The organism is Microbispora sp. GKU 823 (genome assembly GCF_002027145.1).
GTDB lineage: Bacteria > Actinomycetota > Actinomycetes > Streptosporangiales > Streptosporangiaceae > Microbispora > Microbispora siamensis.
The window spans coordinates 1-16,262 of sequence record NZ_MWJN01000150.1 but is presented as its reverse complement, the minus strand read 5'-3'; the positions used below and the strand labels follow the sequence as shown (position 1 = coordinate 16,262).

General features: G+C 71.4%; 21 protein-coding genes. 9 read left to right on the top strand and 12 right to left on the bottom strand.

Annotated elements, in window-relative coordinates:
- The 4 genes from B1L11_RS41565 to B1L11_RS41560 all read right to left on the bottom strand — a co-directional run.
- On the bottom strand, positions 1-1,099 hold a 1,099-nt coding region (locus B1L11_RS41565; protein WP_256863341.1), incomplete at its 3' end, for a glycosyltransferase family 39 protein.
- The gene (locus B1L11_RS53245; RefSeq protein ID WP_256863340.1) at positions 1,099-1,536 is read right to left on the bottom strand and encodes a glycosyltransferase family 39 protein; all 438 of its coding nucleotides are present in this window, start codon (positions 1,534-1,536) and stop codon (positions 1,099-1,101) included. The genes B1L11_RS53245 and B1L11_RS41565, both read right to left, overlap by 1 nt.
- A 116-nt stretch (positions 1,537-1,652) precedes the next feature.
- Complete coding sequence (locus B1L11_RS47635; protein WP_179155563.1) at positions 1,653-1,796, bottom strand: hypothetical protein; 144 nt, start codon at positions 1,794-1,796, stop codon at positions 1,653-1,655.
- A gap of 102 nt (positions 1,797-1,898) precedes the next feature.
- Positions 1,899-2,771 (bottom strand): LysR family transcriptional regulator, encoded by an 873-nt coding sequence (locus B1L11_RS41560; RefSeq protein WP_079320689.1) that lies wholly within the window; start codon positions 2,769-2,771, stop codon positions 1,899-1,901.
- Positions 2,772-2,886: 115 nt separating this feature from the next.
- Between B1L11_RS41560 and B1L11_RS41555 the strand changes: the two genes are divergently transcribed.
- Both B1L11_RS41555 and B1L11_RS53240 read left to right on the top strand, forming a co-directional pair.
- Positions 2,887-3,591, top strand: coding sequence for an aldo/keto reductase (locus tag B1L11_RS41555; RefSeq protein ID WP_256863339.1), 705 nt, complete (start codon positions 2,887-2,889; stop codon positions 3,589-3,591).
- Entirely contained in the window at positions 3,588-3,749 is a 162-nt protein-coding gene (locus tag B1L11_RS53240) for an aldo/keto reductase (protein WP_256863338.1), read from the top strand. Before B1L11_RS41555 ends, B1L11_RS53240 begins: the two co-directional genes overlap by 4 nt.
- Positions 3,750-3,758: 9 nt before the next feature.
- On the opposite strand, the gene B1L11_RS41550 is transcribed toward B1L11_RS53240, so the two are convergent.
- Both B1L11_RS41550 and B1L11_RS41545 read right to left on the bottom strand, forming a co-directional pair.
- Positions 3,759-4,613: a hypothetical protein gene (locus B1L11_RS41550; protein WP_079320688.1), complete on the bottom strand. Its 855-nt coding sequence runs from the start codon at positions 4,611-4,613 to the stop codon at positions 3,759-3,761.
- A gap of 113 nt (positions 4,614-4,726) precedes the next feature.
- The gene (locus B1L11_RS41545; RefSeq protein WP_143737928.1) at positions 4,727-5,104 is read right to left on the bottom strand and encodes a VOC family protein; all 378 of its coding nucleotides are present in this window, start codon (positions 5,102-5,104) and stop codon (positions 4,727-4,729) included.
- Between the two features lie 117 nt (positions 5,105-5,221).
- Between B1L11_RS41545 and B1L11_RS41540 the strand changes: the two genes are divergently transcribed.
- From B1L11_RS41540 to B1L11_RS41515, 7 genes are all read left to right on the top strand, one after another.
- A complete protein-coding gene (locus tag B1L11_RS41540) occupies positions 5,222-6,046 on the top strand; it encodes an SAM-dependent methyltransferase (protein ID WP_079320686.1) in 825 nt (274 codons plus the stop codon).
- Positions 6,047-6,152: 106 nt separating this feature from the next.
- Positions 6,153-6,857, top strand: a complete 705-nt coding sequence (locus B1L11_RS41535) for a response regulator transcription factor (RefSeq protein ID WP_079320685.1) — start codon at positions 6,153-6,155, stop codon at positions 6,855-6,857.
- Positions 6,854-7,867: a histidine kinase dimerization/phospho-acceptor domain-containing protein gene (locus B1L11_RS41530; protein WP_218671638.1), complete on the top strand. Its 1,014-nt coding sequence runs from the start codon at positions 6,854-6,856 to the stop codon at positions 7,865-7,867. Before B1L11_RS41535 ends, B1L11_RS41530 begins: the two co-directional genes overlap by 4 nt.
- Entirely contained in the window at positions 7,864-8,319 is a 456-nt protein-coding gene (locus B1L11_RS49130; RefSeq protein WP_218671637.1) for a cell wall metabolism sensor histidine kinase WalK, read from the top strand. Before B1L11_RS41530 ends, B1L11_RS49130 begins: the two co-directional genes overlap by 4 nt.
- 140 nt (positions 8,320-8,459) lie before the next feature.
- Entirely contained in the window at positions 8,460-9,320 is an 861-nt protein-coding gene (locus B1L11_RS41525; RefSeq protein ID WP_372974778.1) for a polyphosphate polymerase domain-containing protein, read from the top strand.
- Positions 9,321-9,326: 6 nt separating this feature from the next.
- Entirely contained in the window at positions 9,327-10,004 is a 678-nt protein-coding gene (locus tag B1L11_RS41520; RefSeq protein WP_079320683.1) for a DUF4956 domain-containing protein, read from the top strand.
- A gap of 6 nt (positions 10,005-10,010) precedes the next feature.
- Entirely contained in the window at positions 10,011-11,591 is a 1,581-nt protein-coding gene (locus B1L11_RS41515; RefSeq protein ID WP_218671636.1) for a CotH kinase family protein, read from the top strand.
- A 173-nt stretch (positions 11,592-11,764) separates the two neighbouring features.
- Here B1L11_RS41515 and B1L11_RS41510 read toward each other — a convergent pair whose 3' ends face one another.
- From B1L11_RS41510 to B1L11_RS41490, 6 genes are all read right to left on the bottom strand, one after another.
- Positions 11,765-12,373 (bottom strand): TetR/AcrR family transcriptional regulator, encoded by a 609-nt coding sequence (locus B1L11_RS41510; RefSeq protein ID WP_079320682.1) that lies wholly within the window; start codon positions 12,371-12,373, stop codon positions 11,765-11,767.
- A 15-nt stretch (positions 12,374-12,388) separates the two neighbouring features.
- Positions 12,389-12,580 (bottom strand): hypothetical protein, encoded by a 192-nt coding sequence (locus B1L11_RS46180; protein ID WP_143737927.1) that lies wholly within the window; start codon positions 12,578-12,580, stop codon positions 12,389-12,391.
- Entirely contained in the window at positions 12,577-14,007 is a 1,431-nt protein-coding gene (locus B1L11_RS41505; RefSeq protein WP_143737926.1) for an MFS transporter, read from the bottom strand. Before B1L11_RS41505 ends, B1L11_RS46180 begins: the two co-directional genes overlap by 4 nt.
- A gap of 37 nt (positions 14,008-14,044) precedes the next feature.
- On the bottom strand, positions 14,045-14,998 hold the full coding sequence (locus tag B1L11_RS41500; RefSeq protein ID WP_079320681.1) for a DNA polymerase domain-containing protein: 954 nt from the start codon (positions 14,996-14,998) through the stop codon (positions 14,045-14,047).
- 153 nt (positions 14,999-15,151) lie between these two features.
- Entirely contained in the window at positions 15,152-15,547 is a 396-nt protein-coding gene (locus tag B1L11_RS54365) for a hypothetical protein (protein ID WP_179155562.1), read from the bottom strand.
- A gap of 73 nt (positions 15,548-15,620) precedes the next feature.
- A partial coding sequence (locus tag B1L11_RS41490) for an RNA-guided endonuclease TnpB family protein (protein WP_143737925.1) occupies positions 15,621-16,262 on the bottom strand: 642 nt, incomplete at its 5' end.

Below are 16,262 nucleotides of genomic sequence, written 5' to 3'. Positions count from 1 at the left end.
CTGACCGGGCAGGCCGGGGGAACGCGCCACGCGGACCGCCGTTGAAGCCGCCCCGTCCGAAGGCTCCGCGGGCGCCGAAGCCGCCGGGTCCGCCGAAGCCGCTCGGTCCCGCCGACGGGATCGCGCCCGTGTGCGGGGTGGCCGCCGTCTCCACCGCGTACGCCGCGGGGCCGGCGAGGCAGGCCACGAGCCCCGCGACGGCGGCCGTGGCGAACAGCCGCACGCGCGCCCGCCGCAGGGCGAGGATCGCCACGGCGGCCACCGCGCCGGCGGCCGGGACCGCCAGCGCCAGCCAGGGGAGCCAACCGGAGGCGCGCGACAGCAGCACAGAAGCCCACCAGGCGGTCACGACCACGGTCGCCGCGAGCGTGACGACGGCGGCGGGGCGGCGCCTGCGCTCCCACAGCAGGGCCGCGCCCATGCCCACGAGCGCGGCGACGGGCGGGGCCAGCGCGACCGTGTAGTACGCGTGGAAGATCCCCTGCATCAGGCTGAAGATCAGGCCGGTCACCAGCAGCCAGCCGCCCCACACCCAGAGCGCGGCGCGGGCCGGGTCGGTACGCGGGGCCCGGCGCAGCAGCCACAGCCCGGCCACCAGCAGGATGAGCGCGGCGGGCAGCAGCCAGGAGATCTGCCCGCCGACCTCGGTGTCGAACAGGCGCAGCAGTCCGGCCTGCTGGTTGGTGTTGCCGAGCCCGCCGGCCTCGTCGCCGTTGAGCCGGCCCAGGCCGTTGTAGCCGAGCGCGAGCTCCAGCACGCTGTTGTCCTGCGACCCTCCGATGTACGGCCGGGAGTCCGCGGGGATCGCCGCGACGATCGCCGGCCACCATCCGGCCGACACGAGGACGGCCAGGCCCGCGAGAGTGAGCTGGCCGAGCCGCCGGCGCAGGCTCGCCGGAGCCGCGACCAGGTAGACGAGCGCGAAGCCCGGCAGCACGAGGAACGCCTGGAGCATCTTGGCGAGGAAGCCGCTGCCGACGCAGAGCCCGGCGAGGACCAGCCAGCGGGTGTCCGCCTTCTCCTGCGCCCGCACCAGGCAGTACGCCGCCAGCGTGAGCAGCAGCACCAGCAGCGCGTCGGGGTTGTTGAACCGGAACATCAGCACGCCACCGGGGTCAGCGCCATGACCGCGCCCGCCAGCAGCGCCGCCCAGACGGGGAAGCGGCGGCGGACGGTGGCGTACAGCACGCCCACGGCGGCCGTGCCCATCAGTGCCTGGGGGACCAGGATGCTCCAGGTGTTCAGCCCGAAGATCCGCACGCTGAGGGCCATCGGCCACAGCGCGGCGGGCGTCTTGTCCACGGTGATGGCGCCCGCCGCATCGGAGGCGCCGAAGAAGAAGGCCGACCAGCTCTCGCTGCCCGCCTCGGCGGCCGCCGAGTAGAAGGAGTTGGCCCAGCCGGAGGCCCCCAGCCCCCAGACGTACAGCACCGCCGTGGCGGCGAGCAGCACGGCCGGAGCTGCGAGCCGGGCGGGCACCCGGCGGGGTACGGCTCCCACGGCCGGTCGGGGCGGGCGGAGTGTGTCAACGGTCACCGGGATCGTCCTTCGCGTCGTGTCGTCGTCTCACGACGCTAGGAAGCGCGTCTCGGCCTCCGCTGAGATCTCCATGAGGATCCGATGAAGGAAACCGCCCGGGATGCCGGTGGGGCTCAGATGCTCTCCGGCTCGCCCTCGTCCACCCGGTAGGTCGTCTCCCACGAGGCGCCGCAGTGGCAGCTGCTCAGCTCCAGCAGTTGTCCGTCCTCGGTGACGGCGTAACCGTCGTTGAGGCGGACGTGGACGTGCACGCTCATGAGAGCCGCCTTCGTGGTCGTCGGCTGTTGGGGTGGCCCAGGGCCGAGACCCGAAGCCTTATGAGGACTTATATACCAACTTGGGTGATTTTTGACTAGAAACTATCGAGTGGCGCGATGGATCTCGTCCAGCAGCGCCGCCGCCGCGGCCCCGCCGGGCGCTCCGCTCACCGCCACGGTCTCCCACATCGGAGCCGGATCCGCGAGCTCCGGGAAGCGCACGCGGCGGGTCTTCGCCGAGAACGACCGCGGGACCAGGGCGACGCCGAGGCCGTTCCCCACGAGATCGAGCAGGGAGTGGACGTCGGTGACCTCCAGGGTCACGTGACGGTCGACACCGGCGGCGGCGAGCGCCTCGTCGGCCCGCGTCCGGGTGCCCCAGTCGGGCGGGAAGTCCACGAACCGCTCGCCCCGCAGCGCCTCCAGCTCCACCCTCCCGAGCACGGCCAGCGGGTGTTCCGGCGCGCAGGCCAGCACGAGCGGCTCGGCCGCGAGAGGAGTCACCACGACGTCGTCGGGCTCGCGGGCCGGGCGCGACACCAGGGCGAGGTCGAGGCGGCCCTCGCGCACCTGCTCGACCAGCTCGCCCGAGCCGCCGTGGCGCAGCCGGATGTCGAGGCCGGGGTGGGCCGCCACGAACCCGGCGAGCACCGCCGGCAGGTCCACCGCGTGCAGGCACTGCAGGGAGCCGATGGACAGCGATCCGCGCAGCAGGCCGCGTACGGCGGCCACGGCGTCACGGGCCGCGTCGCTCGCCGCGAGCGCCCGCCGGGCCTCCACCAGCAGCGCCCGGCCCTCGGGCGTGAGCCGCACCTGCCGGGTGTTGCGCCGGAACAGGTCGGCGCCAAGCTCCCGTTCGAGCGCGCGGATGGACGCCGACAGGCCGGACTGCGCGATGTGCAGGCGCTCGGCCGCCCGGGTGAAGTGGCTCTCCTCGGCGACCGCCACGAAGTACTTGAGCTGCCGCAGCTCCACCGCTCATCACCCACGCTGCTCAATGCGATCGGAATCTTCTGTTGGACGGCTTAATGCCGGATTCGCAGGATAGGACACAGAACTTAGATCTGTGTCCTTCGAAGGGGGATCTTTTATGCGGACTCGCCGCATCGGCGACGTGCAGGTCGGCGCGATCGGTCTCGGGGCCATGCCGATGTCCATCGAGGGGCGGCCCGACGAGCAGCGTTCCATCGCGACCATCCACGCGGCACTGGACGCCGGGGTGACGCTGATCGACACGGCCGACGCCTACCACCTGTACGCGGACGAGGTGGGCCACAACGAGACTCTGATCGCCAAGGCTCTGGCGAGCTACGACGGGGACACCTCGGACGTGCTGGTCGCCACTAAGGGCGGGCACCTGCGCCCCGGCGACGGCTCCTGGACGCTCAACGGCTCACCCGACTACCTGAAGCAGGCGTGCGACGCCTCACTCAAGCGGCTGGGGGTCGACGCGATCGGCCTCTACCAGTTCCACCGGCCCGACCCGCGGGTGCCGTACGAGGACTCGGTCGGGGCGATCCGCGACCTGCTGGACGCGGGCAAGATCCGCTACGCCGGCATCTCGAACGCGAACCCCGAGCAGATCCGCCAGGCCAACGACATCCTCGGCGGCCGTCTGGTCGGCGTGCAGAACCAGTTCTCCCCGGCCTTCCGCTCCAGCGAGCCCGAGCTGGAGCTGTGCGCGGAGCTGGGCATCGCGTTCCTGCCCTGGAGCCCGCTCGGCGGCAGCTCCAGGGCGGGGGAGCTGGGCTCGCGCTTCGCGCCGTTCGCGGAGGTGGCGCGGCCCACAACGTGAGCCCGCAGCAGGTGTGCCTGGCCTGGATGCTGGCCAAGGCGCCGGTGGTCATTCCGATCCCCGGCTCGTCGCGGCCGGAGACGATTCTCGACTCGGTGAAGGCGGTGGACCTGGAGCTGTCGCCCGAGGAGCTCGGCCGGCTCGACGCGGCGGGGTGAGGACTTACCTCACTCGTCCGCCCACTGACGGTGCCGGGCCGCCGCGGCCAGCGCGGCGGCCCGCGCCGTCTCGGTCGGCGTGAACGGCAGGTCCGGCCGCCGCGCCACCAGCACGCCGCCGTCGGGCACCGGAACGGTCATCACGGTCGGTTCTCCCTCGGGAGCCGTCTCGCCGGGATCGTGCCGGCGGATGTCCGCCGTGCGCAGCAACTCGGTCATGGCCGCGACCAGCTCGCCCGGGTCGTCGCGTACGCGCCGGCCCAGCAGCAGCGCCTGGATGCCGGGGTCGATGAGGTCCCTGACCTGGGCGGGGACGATGACGGCGTCCGCCCCGCCGGCCCGGTCGACCGCGCGCCACAGGTCGAGCGGCGTGAGCGAGGCCGGGGCCTCGACGATGAACTCGTCCAGGGCCTCGCAGCCTCCGGGCGTCATCGCCGCGCTGCCCGCGGGCGCGATCTGCAGGGCGAGGACGTTGCAGCGCAGCCGGGCGAACGCCCCGGCGAGCGCGGCGAGGCGGCCGGGGCGCTCGGCGACCCTGGCCCGCACCCGCCATAGGCTCGTGGGCTGCTCGGCCCTGACCCGGGCGCGCAGCCGTACGCCTCCCGAGGCCGACAGCCGCCGGTGCACGGCCGAGCCGAGGATCAGCGCCAGGCCGAGGCCGACGAGGACCACCGGGCCGGGGTCCCGGTGGCCGAGCAGGGTGGTGAGCACGTGGGCGAGGCCGACGGCGAGGAAGAGTGCGGCCAGCTCCGCGATCTCTCGCCGCCAGGACCGGACGCCATGGTCCCGATGATGGGGATGCCGGGGATGCGGGCCGGGAGACGCGTGACCGCCCCCGTCGGCGGCATTTCTCGGTTCGCTCATACTCCGGAATTCTGACCAGGCGTTGTTACGCGGTCACCGTCCGTGGAATGTCGCCCGCATTAATCCGCTTTCACACGCCCGTCGTCCTCGCCGCCAGATCATCTGGGAAGCGGTCAGCCCGTCTTGACCCAGAGGCAGAACGGGTGCCCCGCCGGATCGAGGTAGACCCGCACGTCGTCCTGCGGCTGGTGGTCGGCGAGGGTCGCGCCCGCCTCGACGGCGTGGGCCCCGGCCGTGCCGAGGTCGTCCACCTCGATGTCCAGATGGAGCATCATCTGCTGCTCCCCGGGCTCCGCGGGCCATACGGGCCGCTCGTACAGCTTCTCGGTCTGGAACGACAGGCCCGTCCCGCCGCCGGGCGGGCGCAACGTCACCCATCCGGGTTCGTCCTGGTCGATCGGCCAGCCCAGCAGCCGCTGGTAGAAGACCGCCAGTTCGCGTGCGTCGGGTGCGTTGAGCACCGCCGCCGTCAGGGTCATGCGTGGCGTCATGCGTCCTCCTGAGATCGTCGGCGTGCCGCTGCCCCATTGCCCGCGGATGAATCTCAAGGGAAGATCATCAAGGCCATAGAATCCGTGGGAGCGATCCCATCGGCGAGGAGCGGACGCATGGACGACTTCGGACAGGCACCGGCGGGCATCGATCCCACCGTCCCCAGCGTCGCCCGGATGTACGACTACTACCTGGGCGGCAAGGACAACTTCCCGGCCGACCGGGAGGCCGCCGAGAAGATGCTCGCGATCGGCCGGCAGATGGGCAACGACGGGCGGGAGATCGCCCGGGAGAACCGCGGCTTCCTCGGCCGCGCCGTACGGCACCTGGCCGAGTCGGGCATCACCCAGTTCGTCGACATCGGCGCCGGGCTGCCGACGCAGGAGAACGTCCACCAGGTCGCGCAGCGGCACGCCCCGGGCTCGAGGGTCGTGTACGTGGACAACGACCCGGTCGTCCTCGTCCACGCGCGGGCGCTGCTGGCCGACAACCCGGACACGATGGTCATGAGCGGTGACCTGCGCGACCCCGGCGCCATCTTCGACGACCCCGCGGTGCGGGCCCACATCGACTTCACCCGGCCGTTCGCCGTCCTCCTGGTCTCGGTGCTGCACTTCGTGACCGAGGACGAGACCGCCGCCCGCATCGTGGCGGAGATACGGGAACGGCTGGTCCCGGGCGGCCACCTGGTGCTTTCGCACATCTACAAGGGCGACATCCGGGAGGAGGTCGTCGAGGCGAGCAAGCAGGTCTACTCGGCGACCTCCTCCGGCGGGCTGGCGGGCCGGTCGCTGGCGCGGATCACGTCGTACTTCGACGGGCTGGAGATCCTGGAGCCTGGCCTGGTCCCCGTGCAGGCGTGGCGGCCAGACGTCCCCTGGGAGGTGCCGACGGACCCGGGCGACTCCGGCATCCTGGGAGCCGTCGCCCGCAAGCCGTGAGGCCGGTAGCGCCGCGGACTGATCCGGTAGCGGGCCACGGCCGAGACGCGGCGCTCCGCACGCGTCTAACCGCCTCCTTATCGGTGTGGTCGTAGAACTGTGCTTCGTGCACGCAACCGACTCCCCAGCAAGCGTGCTGGTCGTCGACGACGAACCCGGTATCCGCGACCTGCTGTCCGAGGCGCTCCAGCTCCACGGTTTCGCCGTACGCACCGCGGCGAACGGTTGGCAGACCCTGGAGGAGGTGGCGCGCGAGCGGCCCGACATCATCGTGCTCGACGTGATGTTGCCCGACATCGACGGGTTCACGATCGCGCGCCGGCTGCGTGAGGCCGCCGACAGCCCGCTGGTGTTGTTCCTCACCGCCAAGGACGCGGTGGCCGACCGCATCGCCGGCCTCACCGCGGGCGGGGACGACTATGTCACCAAACCCTTCAGCCTGGACGAGGTGGTCCTGCGGCTGCGGGCGATCCTGCGCCGGATCCGGCCGGCGGCCGAGGAGGTCGATGACGGCGTCCTCCGCTACGCCGACCTGGAGCTGGACGAGCAGGCCCACAGCGTTCGGAGGGCCGGGCGGGTGATCCATCTGTCGCCGACGGAGTTCAGCCTGCTGCGCTACCTGATGATCAACGCCGGGCGGGTCGTCAGCAAGGCGCAGATCCTCGACCGGGTCTGGGACTACGACTTCGACGGTGACAGCAGGATCGTGGAGTCCTACATCAGCTACCTCAGACGCAAGATCGATGTGGAGGGGCCACCGCTGATCCACACCCTGCGGGGTGTTGGCTACCGCCTGCAGGGACCCGGGTGAGGACCGCCTGGCCACTGCGGCACCGTCTGCTGGCGGCCCTGCTGGGCCTGTGCGCGGCGGGGCTGGCGGGCTTCGCCGTGGCCGGAGTGCTGCTGCTGGACCGGTCGCTGCTGTCCCGGGTGGACCACCAGCTCACCGAGCTCGCCGAGGGCTTCGCCCGGCACCCTCCGGCGCCGCCGGCCGTTCCCGCCGCTCCGCCGAGCATGGAGTTGCCGACGCAGTTTCACGTCATCTTCTACAGCGCCTCCGGGGCCCTGCTACGCGACCTCCCGGCCGACGCCGCGACGGCGCCGGCCGTTCCTGCCGAAATGATCAGGGACGTTCCCCGGGGCCCGGTCACCGTGAACGGCAGGAGCGGGTCGGAGCAGTGGCGCGTGCTGGTGACGAGACTGCCGGACGGCAACCGGGTCACGGTGGGGATGTCCCTGGAGTCCAACCGGGCGACGGTCCGGCAGATGCTGGTCATCGAGGCGGCGGCGGGCGTGCTGGTGCTGGCGCTGCTCGGCGCCGTCGCCGCCACCGTCGTACGACTCGGGTTGCGCCCGTTGACCCAGATGGAGCGGACGGCCGACGCCATCGCCGCCGGCGACATCGACCGCAGGGTCGGCGACGAGGACCCGCGCACCGAAACGGGACGGCTGGGCCGGGCGCTCAACACGATGCTGGAACGCCTGGCGTGCGCGCTGCGCGAACGAGAGCGGTCAGAACAACGGCTGCGCCACTTCGTGGCCGACGCCTCTCACGAGCTGCGCACCCCGCTGACCTCGATCCGGGGCTTCGCCGAGCTGTACCACCACGGTCAGGCGGCCGGGGACCCCGTGGCCGAACGACTGCTCGGCCGCATCGAGGGCGAGGCGCGGCGCATGAGCGTGCTTGTGGAGGACATGCTGCTGCTCGCCCGTCTCGACGAGCGACCCACCCTGGAGACGACCACGGTGGACCTGCACGTGCTGGCGGCGACGTGGTCCACGCCGCCCGGGCCCGTGACCGCGATCGGCCGATCCACTTGACGCTCTGCGACGAGGCGGTGTTCGTCCGTGGCGACGAACATCGCCTCCACCAGGTCATCGCCAACCTCGTCGCGAACGCGATCACCCATACGGCCGAGGGGACTCCCGTGCGGGTGACCGTGTCCCGCCGCGCCGCCGCCGGGCCTCCCGCCGAGGGGCGTGTGCACGCCGGCTCGGGGCCCGCCTTCCACGCCGAGGCGGCCGTCGTCGAGGTCCACGACGACGGGGCCGGCATCGACCCCGGCGACCTGCCGTACGTGTTCGACCGCTTCTACCGGGCCGATGCGAGCCGTTCGCGCTCCCGCACCGGCGACGGGGGCAACGGGCTGGGCCTGGCCATCGCCGCGGCCCTCGTGCAGGCGCACTGCGGAAGGATCGAGGTGACGAGCGGCGTCGGCGACGGCACGACCTTCCGGGTCCTGCTGCCCCGCCATCACCCGGCGGACGGCTGACCGCACCTCCGGTTCACCTTCCATTCGCCTCGCATTCACACATTGTTCCCAGCTTCCTGCTGTCAGATGTGGGCTGACACGGAAGGAGGAACATGCTGCAAAGGCTCCGCAAACGCGCTGTCTCCCCAGCCCAGGGGGCCATGGAGACGCAGGCGTCCGCCGGGATTCCCGAGGGGAACGGTGTGGTGCCCGACGAAGTGGGCCACCGGCTGCGCGCACCGGGCAAACTGCACGCCTTCAACCGCTACGAGATCAAATACCTCGTCGACACGGCCGCGGCGGCCGAACTCAGGCAGGAGATCGAGCGGCGGCTCGACCGGGACACCCACAGCGGTGACCGCGGCTACGGCATCTGGAGTGTCTACTACGACACCAGACAGCTCCGGTTCTACTGGGAGAAGATCGAGGGGCTCAAATTCCGCAGGAAGCTGCGGGTGCGGCACTACGGCGACCGCTTCACGGTGGATGAGGACACGCCCGTCTTCGTGGAGATCAAACAGCGGGTCAACCGGGTCACCCAGAAGCGCAGGGTGCGCCTGCCGTACCGGGACGCGCTGCGCCTGTGCGACCGGCGAGAGATGGTGGAGCACGAGCCCGGCCAGCGCGCCTTCCTGGAGGAGGTGCTCGACCTGGTGTGCCGGCTCGACCTGCGACCGACCGCGATCACGGGTTACCAGCGCCACGCTTACGTGGGCCGGGACGCCGACCTGGGTCTGCGGGTCACGTTCGACCAGCGGATCCGGGGCCGGGACCGCGACTTCCACCTCGCCGCCGACGCCGAGAACCGGCTCATCGTCCCCGCGGGAAAGTCCATCGTGGAGGTCAAGGCCAACGAGCGCGTGCCGTACTGGCTGACCGACCTGACCGCCCGCCGCGACCTGCAGGTGGTGCGGGTCTCCAAGTACTGCCAGAGCGTGGAGGCGTACGGACTGGCCCCACGCTCCATCTTTCACATCCCTGATCACGACCTCGACCGGTCGACCCTGCTCACGGAGGCATGACCCCCCATGGACCTCTCCTTCCAGGATCTGTCCGGGACGTTCAGCGTCGCCGACATCGCGCTCGCGATGGCGCTGTCGTTCGCGCTCAGCGCCATGATCGGCTGGGTGTACCGGGCCACCCACCGCAACGTGTCCTACAGCCAGTCGTACGTGCAGACGCTGGTCATCCTGGGCATGCTGATCTCGCTCATCATGCTGGTGGTCGGCTCGAACATCGCCCGCGCGTTCGCGCTGGTGGGTGCGTTGTCGGTGGTGCGTTTCCGCAACGCCATCAAGGAGACCAGGGACGTGGGCTTCATCTTCCTGGTGATGGGCGTGGGCATGGCCGTCGGCACCCGCTTCTACCTGCTGGCCGTGGTGGCGGCCGTGGCGATCTCACTGATCATCATGGTCATGCACCGGTTCAACTGGTTCGCGCTCAACATACGGCGCCAGGTGGTGAAGGTGCAGGTGCCCTCCGACGAGGACTACACCCACGCGATCCAGGATGTGCTGATCCGCCACACCGACGAGTTCGAGCTGGTCAGCATGGAGTCGATCAGGGCGGGCGCGCTCACCGAGCTCATGTACACGGTCAAGATGAAGAAGGGCAGCGAGCCGGCGGACGTGATCGGCGCCCTGCGCGAACGCAACCACGGCCAGTCGGTCACCGTGCTGACCGGATACGACCAGACCGACCTGTAGCCGGCGATGGGTCAGCTCAAGCATCGGGTGCCGGTCCGGCTCAGGCAGAACTGGAAGCTGGTCGCGGTCTGCGCGGCGTTCCTCGCGGTCTGCGCGGGCGTCTTCGGCAGCGGGACCATCCGCCCCTACATCACCGCCACGCAGGCCGCGTCGGCCGACACGGTCACGACCAACCTGATCGGCACCAAGGAGCTGTTCGACACCTCGGTTCCGCACGATGTGAAGATCACCTTCACCGACCAGGCGTACGAGGACATGCTGACCGAGTACTTCAAGGAGGGCGAGAAGAAGTACGTCGAAGCCGATCTGACCATCGACGGCACCCATATCCCCAGCGTGGGCGTCAGGCTCAAGGGAAACTCCACCCTGTCCGGGTTGACCTGGAAGGGCGAGTCCCGCAGGAGGGGAGTTCCCGCCGGCGGGCCGCCGGAAGGCATGCGGTTGCCGGACGGCGTGCGGCCCGGGGAAGGTTTCCCGGGGCCGGACGGGCCGGAGCGAAACGGCCAGGGACCGGAGGGGCAGGAGCGAAATGGTCAGGGGCCGGGCGGGGCGGCGGCGCAGGATCGCCGGCCACCCGGCGCGGGCGGCATGTTCGGTTCCTCGCTCAAGGCGGAGGAACCGGAGAACCTGCCATGGCTGATCAGCTTCGACGAGTTCGTGGAGGGCCGCCGCTACCAAGGGCACACGCAGGTCGCCGTACGGCCCGCCGCCATGCAGTCCACGACGTTGCTCAACGAGGCGCTCGCCATCTCGACGGTCAGCGCGGCCGGCGAGCCCAGCCAGCGCTACGCCTACAGCTCCTTCGAGGTGAACGGCCGCGGCTCCGCGCCGCGCCTCCTCATCGAATATCTCGACGAGGGTTATGCCGAACGCCTCGGAAACGGAGTCCTCTACAAGTCGCTGGCCAGCAGCACCTTCACCTACAAGGGGGAGGACCAGACCGAGTACACGGCCGACTTCAAGCAGATCAACAAGATCGGCGGTAAGGACCTCCAACCCGTCATCGACCTGATCAGGTGGGTGGAGCAGTCCTCCGACGCCGAGTTCGCCGCCCATCTCGCCGACCGCGTGAACGTGCCGTCGTTCGCCCGCTACCTCGCGCTCCAGAACTTGATGACCAATTTCGACGACATGAGCGGTCCGGGGCGCAACTACTACCTGTGGTACGACCTCGGCACCAAGAGGTTCACCGTCGTCACGTGGGATCTGAACTTCGCCTTCACCGGGGACGCCACGACCGGGGCGGGCGAGACCGTCACCATGAGCCCCGGCGGGGGCGGCCCGGGGGGGCCGGCCGCAGGACGGGCAGGAGCCGAACGTCCAGCAGCAGGGACGTCCGCCGCAGGGCTTCCCAGCGCCGGACGGGCCTCGGCAGGACGGTGGGGGCGGTCCGGGCATGATGCGCATGGGCCATCTGCTGAAGGAGAGGTTTCTCAAGACGCCGGCCCTCAAGAAGATCTACGAGGAGCAGTACCGCGATCTGTATCGCAAGCTGCTGGCCGACGGAGTGGAGACGAGTCTTCTCGACGACATCGTGGTCTCCTACAAGCTGAACAGAGGGGCCGACGGAGCCAAGGCCGACGCTGAGGCCGATTCGCTGCGCGCGACGCTCAGAACCCGTACGGAGACTCTGCGTGCCGACAAGGTGACAGCCATGCGGTGAGTGTCAGCGGGATGAGCGGTGTAGTACCACGCCCGCGGCCACGACGACTTGCCCAGCGCCCCGCGTGCCCTCTTCCTGGCCATACGCCTCGTGGAGATCAGTGCAGGGCGCGGGTGAGCACGTCGAGGGTGATCTCGATGATCTCGTCCGCGTGCACGGGCTCCGCATCATGCGCCGCCGCGTCGGGCATGAGGCGGCGGGCCCCTGCCCGGAGCACGCCCCAGGCCAGCTCGGCCCGCAGCGCCGGATGGTCGGCCCCGGCCTCGCGCAGCGCGTCGGCGAGCGGGGCGATCAGCTCGCCGTGCAGCTCGTCCACCCGGACCCGGCACTCGCCCGGCAGCCCGATCGCCTGCAGCGCCGGGATCAGCGCGTAGTCGGGGCTGCCGACGAAGTCGAGCGCGGCCCTGCCGTACGCGCGGATCCTGGCGGGCAGCGCACCGTCCGGGCCGGCGGCGGGGGCGATGGCGGTGCGCAGCCGGGCCGACCAGCGGGGAAAGGCGTCCTCCACGAGCTGGGCCAGGATGTCGGCGGTGGAGGCGAAGTAGCGGTAGACGCTGGAGCGGGCCAGGCCGATCCGGGCGCCGACGGCCGCCGGGGTGAGCGCGTGCACGCCCTCGGCGGCCAGGATCTCCCGCGCCGCCTCCAGCAGGGCGGCGTGCTGGTTGGCCCGGTGATCCGCGACGGTCGCCGCGCTGATCCTCGGCATCTCCCCTCCAGGGTCCTACATGTCCGGGTCGCGACCTCCAGTATCCGGCCCGCCCGCCGCGACCGGCTCCGGCGACTCGTCCCTCACGACCGGCGTGCGGGGGAGCAGGAGGGTGACGCCGACCCCGGCCAGCAGCGCCAGCGCCGTGATGAACGTGACCCTGCGGGTCGCCTCGCCGGCGGCCTCGACCGCCGCCGCGTGGATCACCGGGTCGCGGAGCGCGGGGATGGCGGCGCCGGCGCTTTCCTCGACCGCGCGCGCGGCACTCGTGCGGACCTGCTCGGGCCGGTCGGCGAGCCCGCGCTCGACGGCCGAGCCGAGCCCGGCCACCAGCACCCCGCCCCAGGATGGCGACTCCCCAGCGCCGCGCCGAGCTGGCGGACCGTGCTCTGGAGCGCGGACGCGCCGCCGGACAGGCGCTCCGGCACGTCGGCCATGAGGACGCCGGTGAGCTGCGCGGTGGCGAAGCCGATGCCCGCGCCGTAGAGGAGCAGCCACGGCACGGGCCGCCAGGCGCCCATGTCCGGCGCGAGGGACAGGCCGATGCCGGCCGCGCCGACGGCCTCCATGCCCAGGCCGATCCGCACGATGGTCCGCGGGGACAACGTCCTCGACAGCGGGGGGACCAGCCCGCCCGCGATGAAGGTGCCGAGGGCCAGCGCGGCGATGACGAGGCCGGCCCGGAAGGCGGTGTAGCCGAGCGCGGACTGCAGGAAGAGCGGCAGCACGAGGATCATGCCGAACTCGCCGAGCGCCACGATCACCGCCGCCATCGCGCCGTAGCGGAAGCTCGGCAGCTCGAACAGCGTCAGGTCGACGAGCACGGGCCGGCCGGCGCGCACGCGCCGTCGTTCGCGTACGACGAGGGCGACTAGCGCGAGGATGCCGATGCCGAAGGCGAACGGCACGGGGGAGACGCTCTCGAACCGCAGGCCGAACAGGTCCGCGGCCCGCCGCGGCTCCGACCAGCCGTATTTCTGGCCCTCGATCAGCGCGAAGACGACGCCGGTCGTACCGAGCACGGCGAGGACGAGTCCGGCCAGGTCGCCGCCCGCCGCGTGGCCGTCCCGCGACTCGGGCACCCGCAGCGAGCCGAGCAGGAGCAGCGCGCCGATGGGCAGGTTGACCCAGAACGCGGCCCGCCAGCCGTGCTCGGTGACGAGCCAGCCCCCCGCCAGCGGGCCGACGGCGGCCATGCCGCCGATGATGGAGCCCCACACCGCGAAGGCGATCACCCGCTGACGGCCGAGATAGACGCGGTTGATGATCGCGAGGGTCATCGGGACGGCCATCGCCGCCCCCACCCCCTGCACGGCTCGGACGCCGATGAGCATGGGCCCGTTCACCGACATCGCCGCGAGCACGCTGGCCAGCAGGAAGACCGCGACACCCAGGGCGAACAGGCGGCGCCTGCCGTACCGGTCGCCGGCCCGGCCGAACGGGATGAGCAGCGCCGCGAACATCAGCGAGTAGATCGAGTTGACCCACTCCACGTCGGTGGCGCCGAGGCCCAGGTCGGCGATGATCGCGGGCACCGCCACGTTCACGATCGTGGCGTCGATGACGACCATCGACACGCCCGTGGCGAGCACGACGAGGGGGATCCAGCTCTGGCGCGAGGTTGGCGACGGCATGTCGCGAACTATAGCAACACCCTGTCGCCAACCTGGCTCACGAGGTCGCGCGGCGGGCGCGGGCGCGGCGCTTGCCCTCGTGCATGGCCTGGACACGGGCGACCGGGATCGTGTGGCCTTCCTCGATCAGGTCGCTGGGCAGCCGCTGCGGCTCCGGCATGAGCGCGGCCCAGGGATCGGCGTCCCGCAGCAACCCCGCCGCCGTGTGCAGGGTGAAGTCGCCGGGGGTGATCCGGTCCAGGTCGTCCCAGGCCACGGGGAACGACACCGGGACGCCGGGCCGTACGCGCGGGCTGTAGGCCGCCACAACGGTCGCCCCGCCGGACCGGGTCGAGTCGAGGAACACCCTGTCTCCGCGGTCCTCCCGGATGAACGCCGTCGTGGCGAGGGCGGGGTCGAGGCGTTCTGCGCGTACGCCGAGCGCGCGGGTGGCCGCGGCGACGTCCTCCGTCGTGTGCGCCTCCAGCGGCACGAACACGTGCAGGCCCTTGGCGCCGCTGGTCTTCACCGCCCCCGACAGGCCGGAGTCGGCCAGCGCCCGGCCGACCAGGCGGGCGGCGGCGACGGCCTGCGGGAACGCCTCGGCCGACGGCGGGTCGATGTCGAGCACGAGATGGGTGGGACGGTCCCAGTGGCCGGCGTGGACGAGGGCGGGGTGATACTCCACCGCCCTCTGGTTGGCGAGCCACAGCAGCGTGCGCCGGTCGTCGCACAGCGCGTACGACACCCGCCGCTGCGACGACTCGGCCCAGAGGGTGACCGTCCGCACGAAGTCCGGCGCGTAGGAGGGCACGTTCTTCTGCATGAACGGCGCCTGGCCCTGCCGCACCCGCACCACGGACAGCGGCCGGTCGCGAAGCACCGGGATGACGCGGTCGCGGACCGCGTCCAGATAGTCGACCAGGTCGCGCTTGGTCGCGCCCGCGCCGTCGAACAGGGGCTGGTCGAGGTTGGTCAGCGTGACTCCGTCGCGTACCTCATCGCTGGTCATCCGATCACCATGCCCCCGCTCGGGCCGGGGAATCAACCGTCCAGCGGGGCCAGATAGCCGCGCAGGACCTTCTTCAGTTCGCGCACCTCGGCAGCCCGCTCCTCCTCGGAGGCCGCCGCCACCACACCGCCGCCGCCGCGTCGAGGATCTCGCTCATCCGCCGTTCGCCGCGCGCCTGCCGCCGCCTCGCTGTCGGTGCTGTTCGCCTTCCCCTTCCCGTTCCTGCGCTCGTTCGCGTACGCGGGGGTCGCGGTCGTGGTCGCCGTGGTGGCCGGTGCGACCGTCGCGCTCCCGGCCGCGCTCGCCCTGCTGGGCCACGGAGTCGCCCGTGCCGGTTCCGCCCGGGTCGAGCGCAGCGGGTTCTGGCACGGTCTCGCGGTTCGCGGTGCTCTTCGTCATGACCGGCAGCGTCGTGGCGCCGTTGAAGGCGTCGGCGCTCAATCTGCTGAGCCTGTCGGTGATGTTCGGTGGGCTGGTGTTCGTCTTCCAGGACGGCCATCTGTCCGGGCTGCTCGGCTTCACGCCGACCGGGTCCATCGAGCCGAGCATCCCGATCCTGATGTTCTGCGTGGCCTACGGGCTGTCGGTGACTCCTCCGCTCCCTGCAGGGAGCGGCTTCTCGCTAGGCCGCTTCCGCAGCGTCGCGAAGGACAAGCCCTGCCCTGAGAATGTTCTTGGCCGCGTTCACGTCAGCGTGCGCCTCGTGGCCGCACGCCTGGCATCGAAACCGGGCCTGGGTGATGCGGTTGTCCTTCGCACAGTGCCCGCACCGCGAGCAGGTGCGGGAGGTGTTGCGGGGATCAACTGCGATCAGCTCGCGACCGGCGCTTTCAGCCTTGTACGCGAGGACCCGCAGGAACACCCCCCAACCCGCGTCCAGGATGCTCCGGTTCAGCCCGGATTTGGCCGCGACGTTCCGCCCTGGCTGTTCGATCGTGCCCGAGGCCGAGCGGGTCATGTTCGCGATCCGCAGGTCCTCATGCACGATCACGTCATACGCGCGGACCAGCGCGAGCGCCTGCTTGTGCGCGGTATCAAGACGTTGGCGGCGGACCTTCGCGTGTAGCGCCGCCACCCTCGCCACCGCCTTACGCCGCCGCTTGGACCCCCGCTTCTTGCGGGCCAGAGCCCGCTGGGCCGCCGCCAGACGTCCCGCCGACGCCTTCAGGTGGCGCGGGTTGGCCAGTGGGTCCCCGTCGCTGGTGGTCACCAGCGATGCCACACCCATGTCCACGCCCACGGCCGCCCCCGTCGCAGGCAAGGT

What these genes read in the sequence shown, in the direction of transcription:
- B1L11_RS47635 (WP_179155563.1), bottom strand. Translation starts at nt 1,796, where the DNA reads ATGAGCGTGCACGTCCACGTCCGCCTCAACGACGGTTACGCCGTCACC.
- B1L11_RS41555 (WP_256863339.1), top strand. Translation starts at nt 2,887, where the DNA reads ATGCGGACTCGCCGCATCGGCGACGTGCAGGTCGGCGCGATCGGTCTC.
- B1L11_RS41550 (WP_079320688.1), bottom strand. Translation starts at nt 4,613, where the DNA reads ATGAGCGAACCGAGAAATGCCGCCGACGGGGGCGGTCACGCGTCTCCC.
- B1L11_RS41545 (WP_143737928.1), bottom strand. Translation starts at nt 5,104, where the DNA reads ATGACGCCACGCATGACCCTGACGGCGGCGGTGCTCAACGCACCCGAC.
- B1L11_RS41540 (WP_079320686.1), top strand. Translation starts at nt 5,222, where the DNA reads ATGGACGACTTCGGACAGGCACCGGCGGGCATCGATCCCACCGTCCCC.
- B1L11_RS41525 (WP_372974778.1), top strand. Translation starts at nt 8,460, where the DNA reads ATGGAGACGCAGGCGTCCGCCGGGATTCCCGAGGGGAACGGTGTGGTG.
- B1L11_RS41520 (WP_079320683.1), top strand. Translation starts at nt 9,327, where the DNA reads ATGGACCTCTCCTTCCAGGATCTGTCCGGGACGTTCAGCGTCGCCGAC.
- B1L11_RS41515 (WP_218671636.1), top strand. Translation starts at nt 10,011, where the DNA reads ATGGGTCAGCTCAAGCATCGGGTGCCGGTCCGGCTCAGGCAGAACTGG.
- B1L11_RS41510 (WP_079320682.1), bottom strand. Translation starts at nt 12,373, where the DNA reads ATGCCGAGGATCAGCGCGGCGACCGTCGCGGATCACCGGGCCAACCAG.
- B1L11_RS41505 (WP_143737926.1), bottom strand. Translation starts at nt 14,007, where the DNA reads ATGCCGTCGCCAACCTCGCGCCAGAGCTGGATCCCCCTCGTCGTGCTC.
- B1L11_RS41500 (WP_079320681.1), bottom strand. Translation starts at nt 14,998, where the DNA reads ATGACCAGCGATGAGGTACGCGACGGAGTCACGCTGACCAACCTCGAC.
- B1L11_RS54365 (WP_179155562.1), bottom strand. Translation starts at nt 15,547, where the DNA reads ATGCTCGGCTCGATGGACCCGGTCGGCGTGAAGCCGAGCAGCCCGGAC.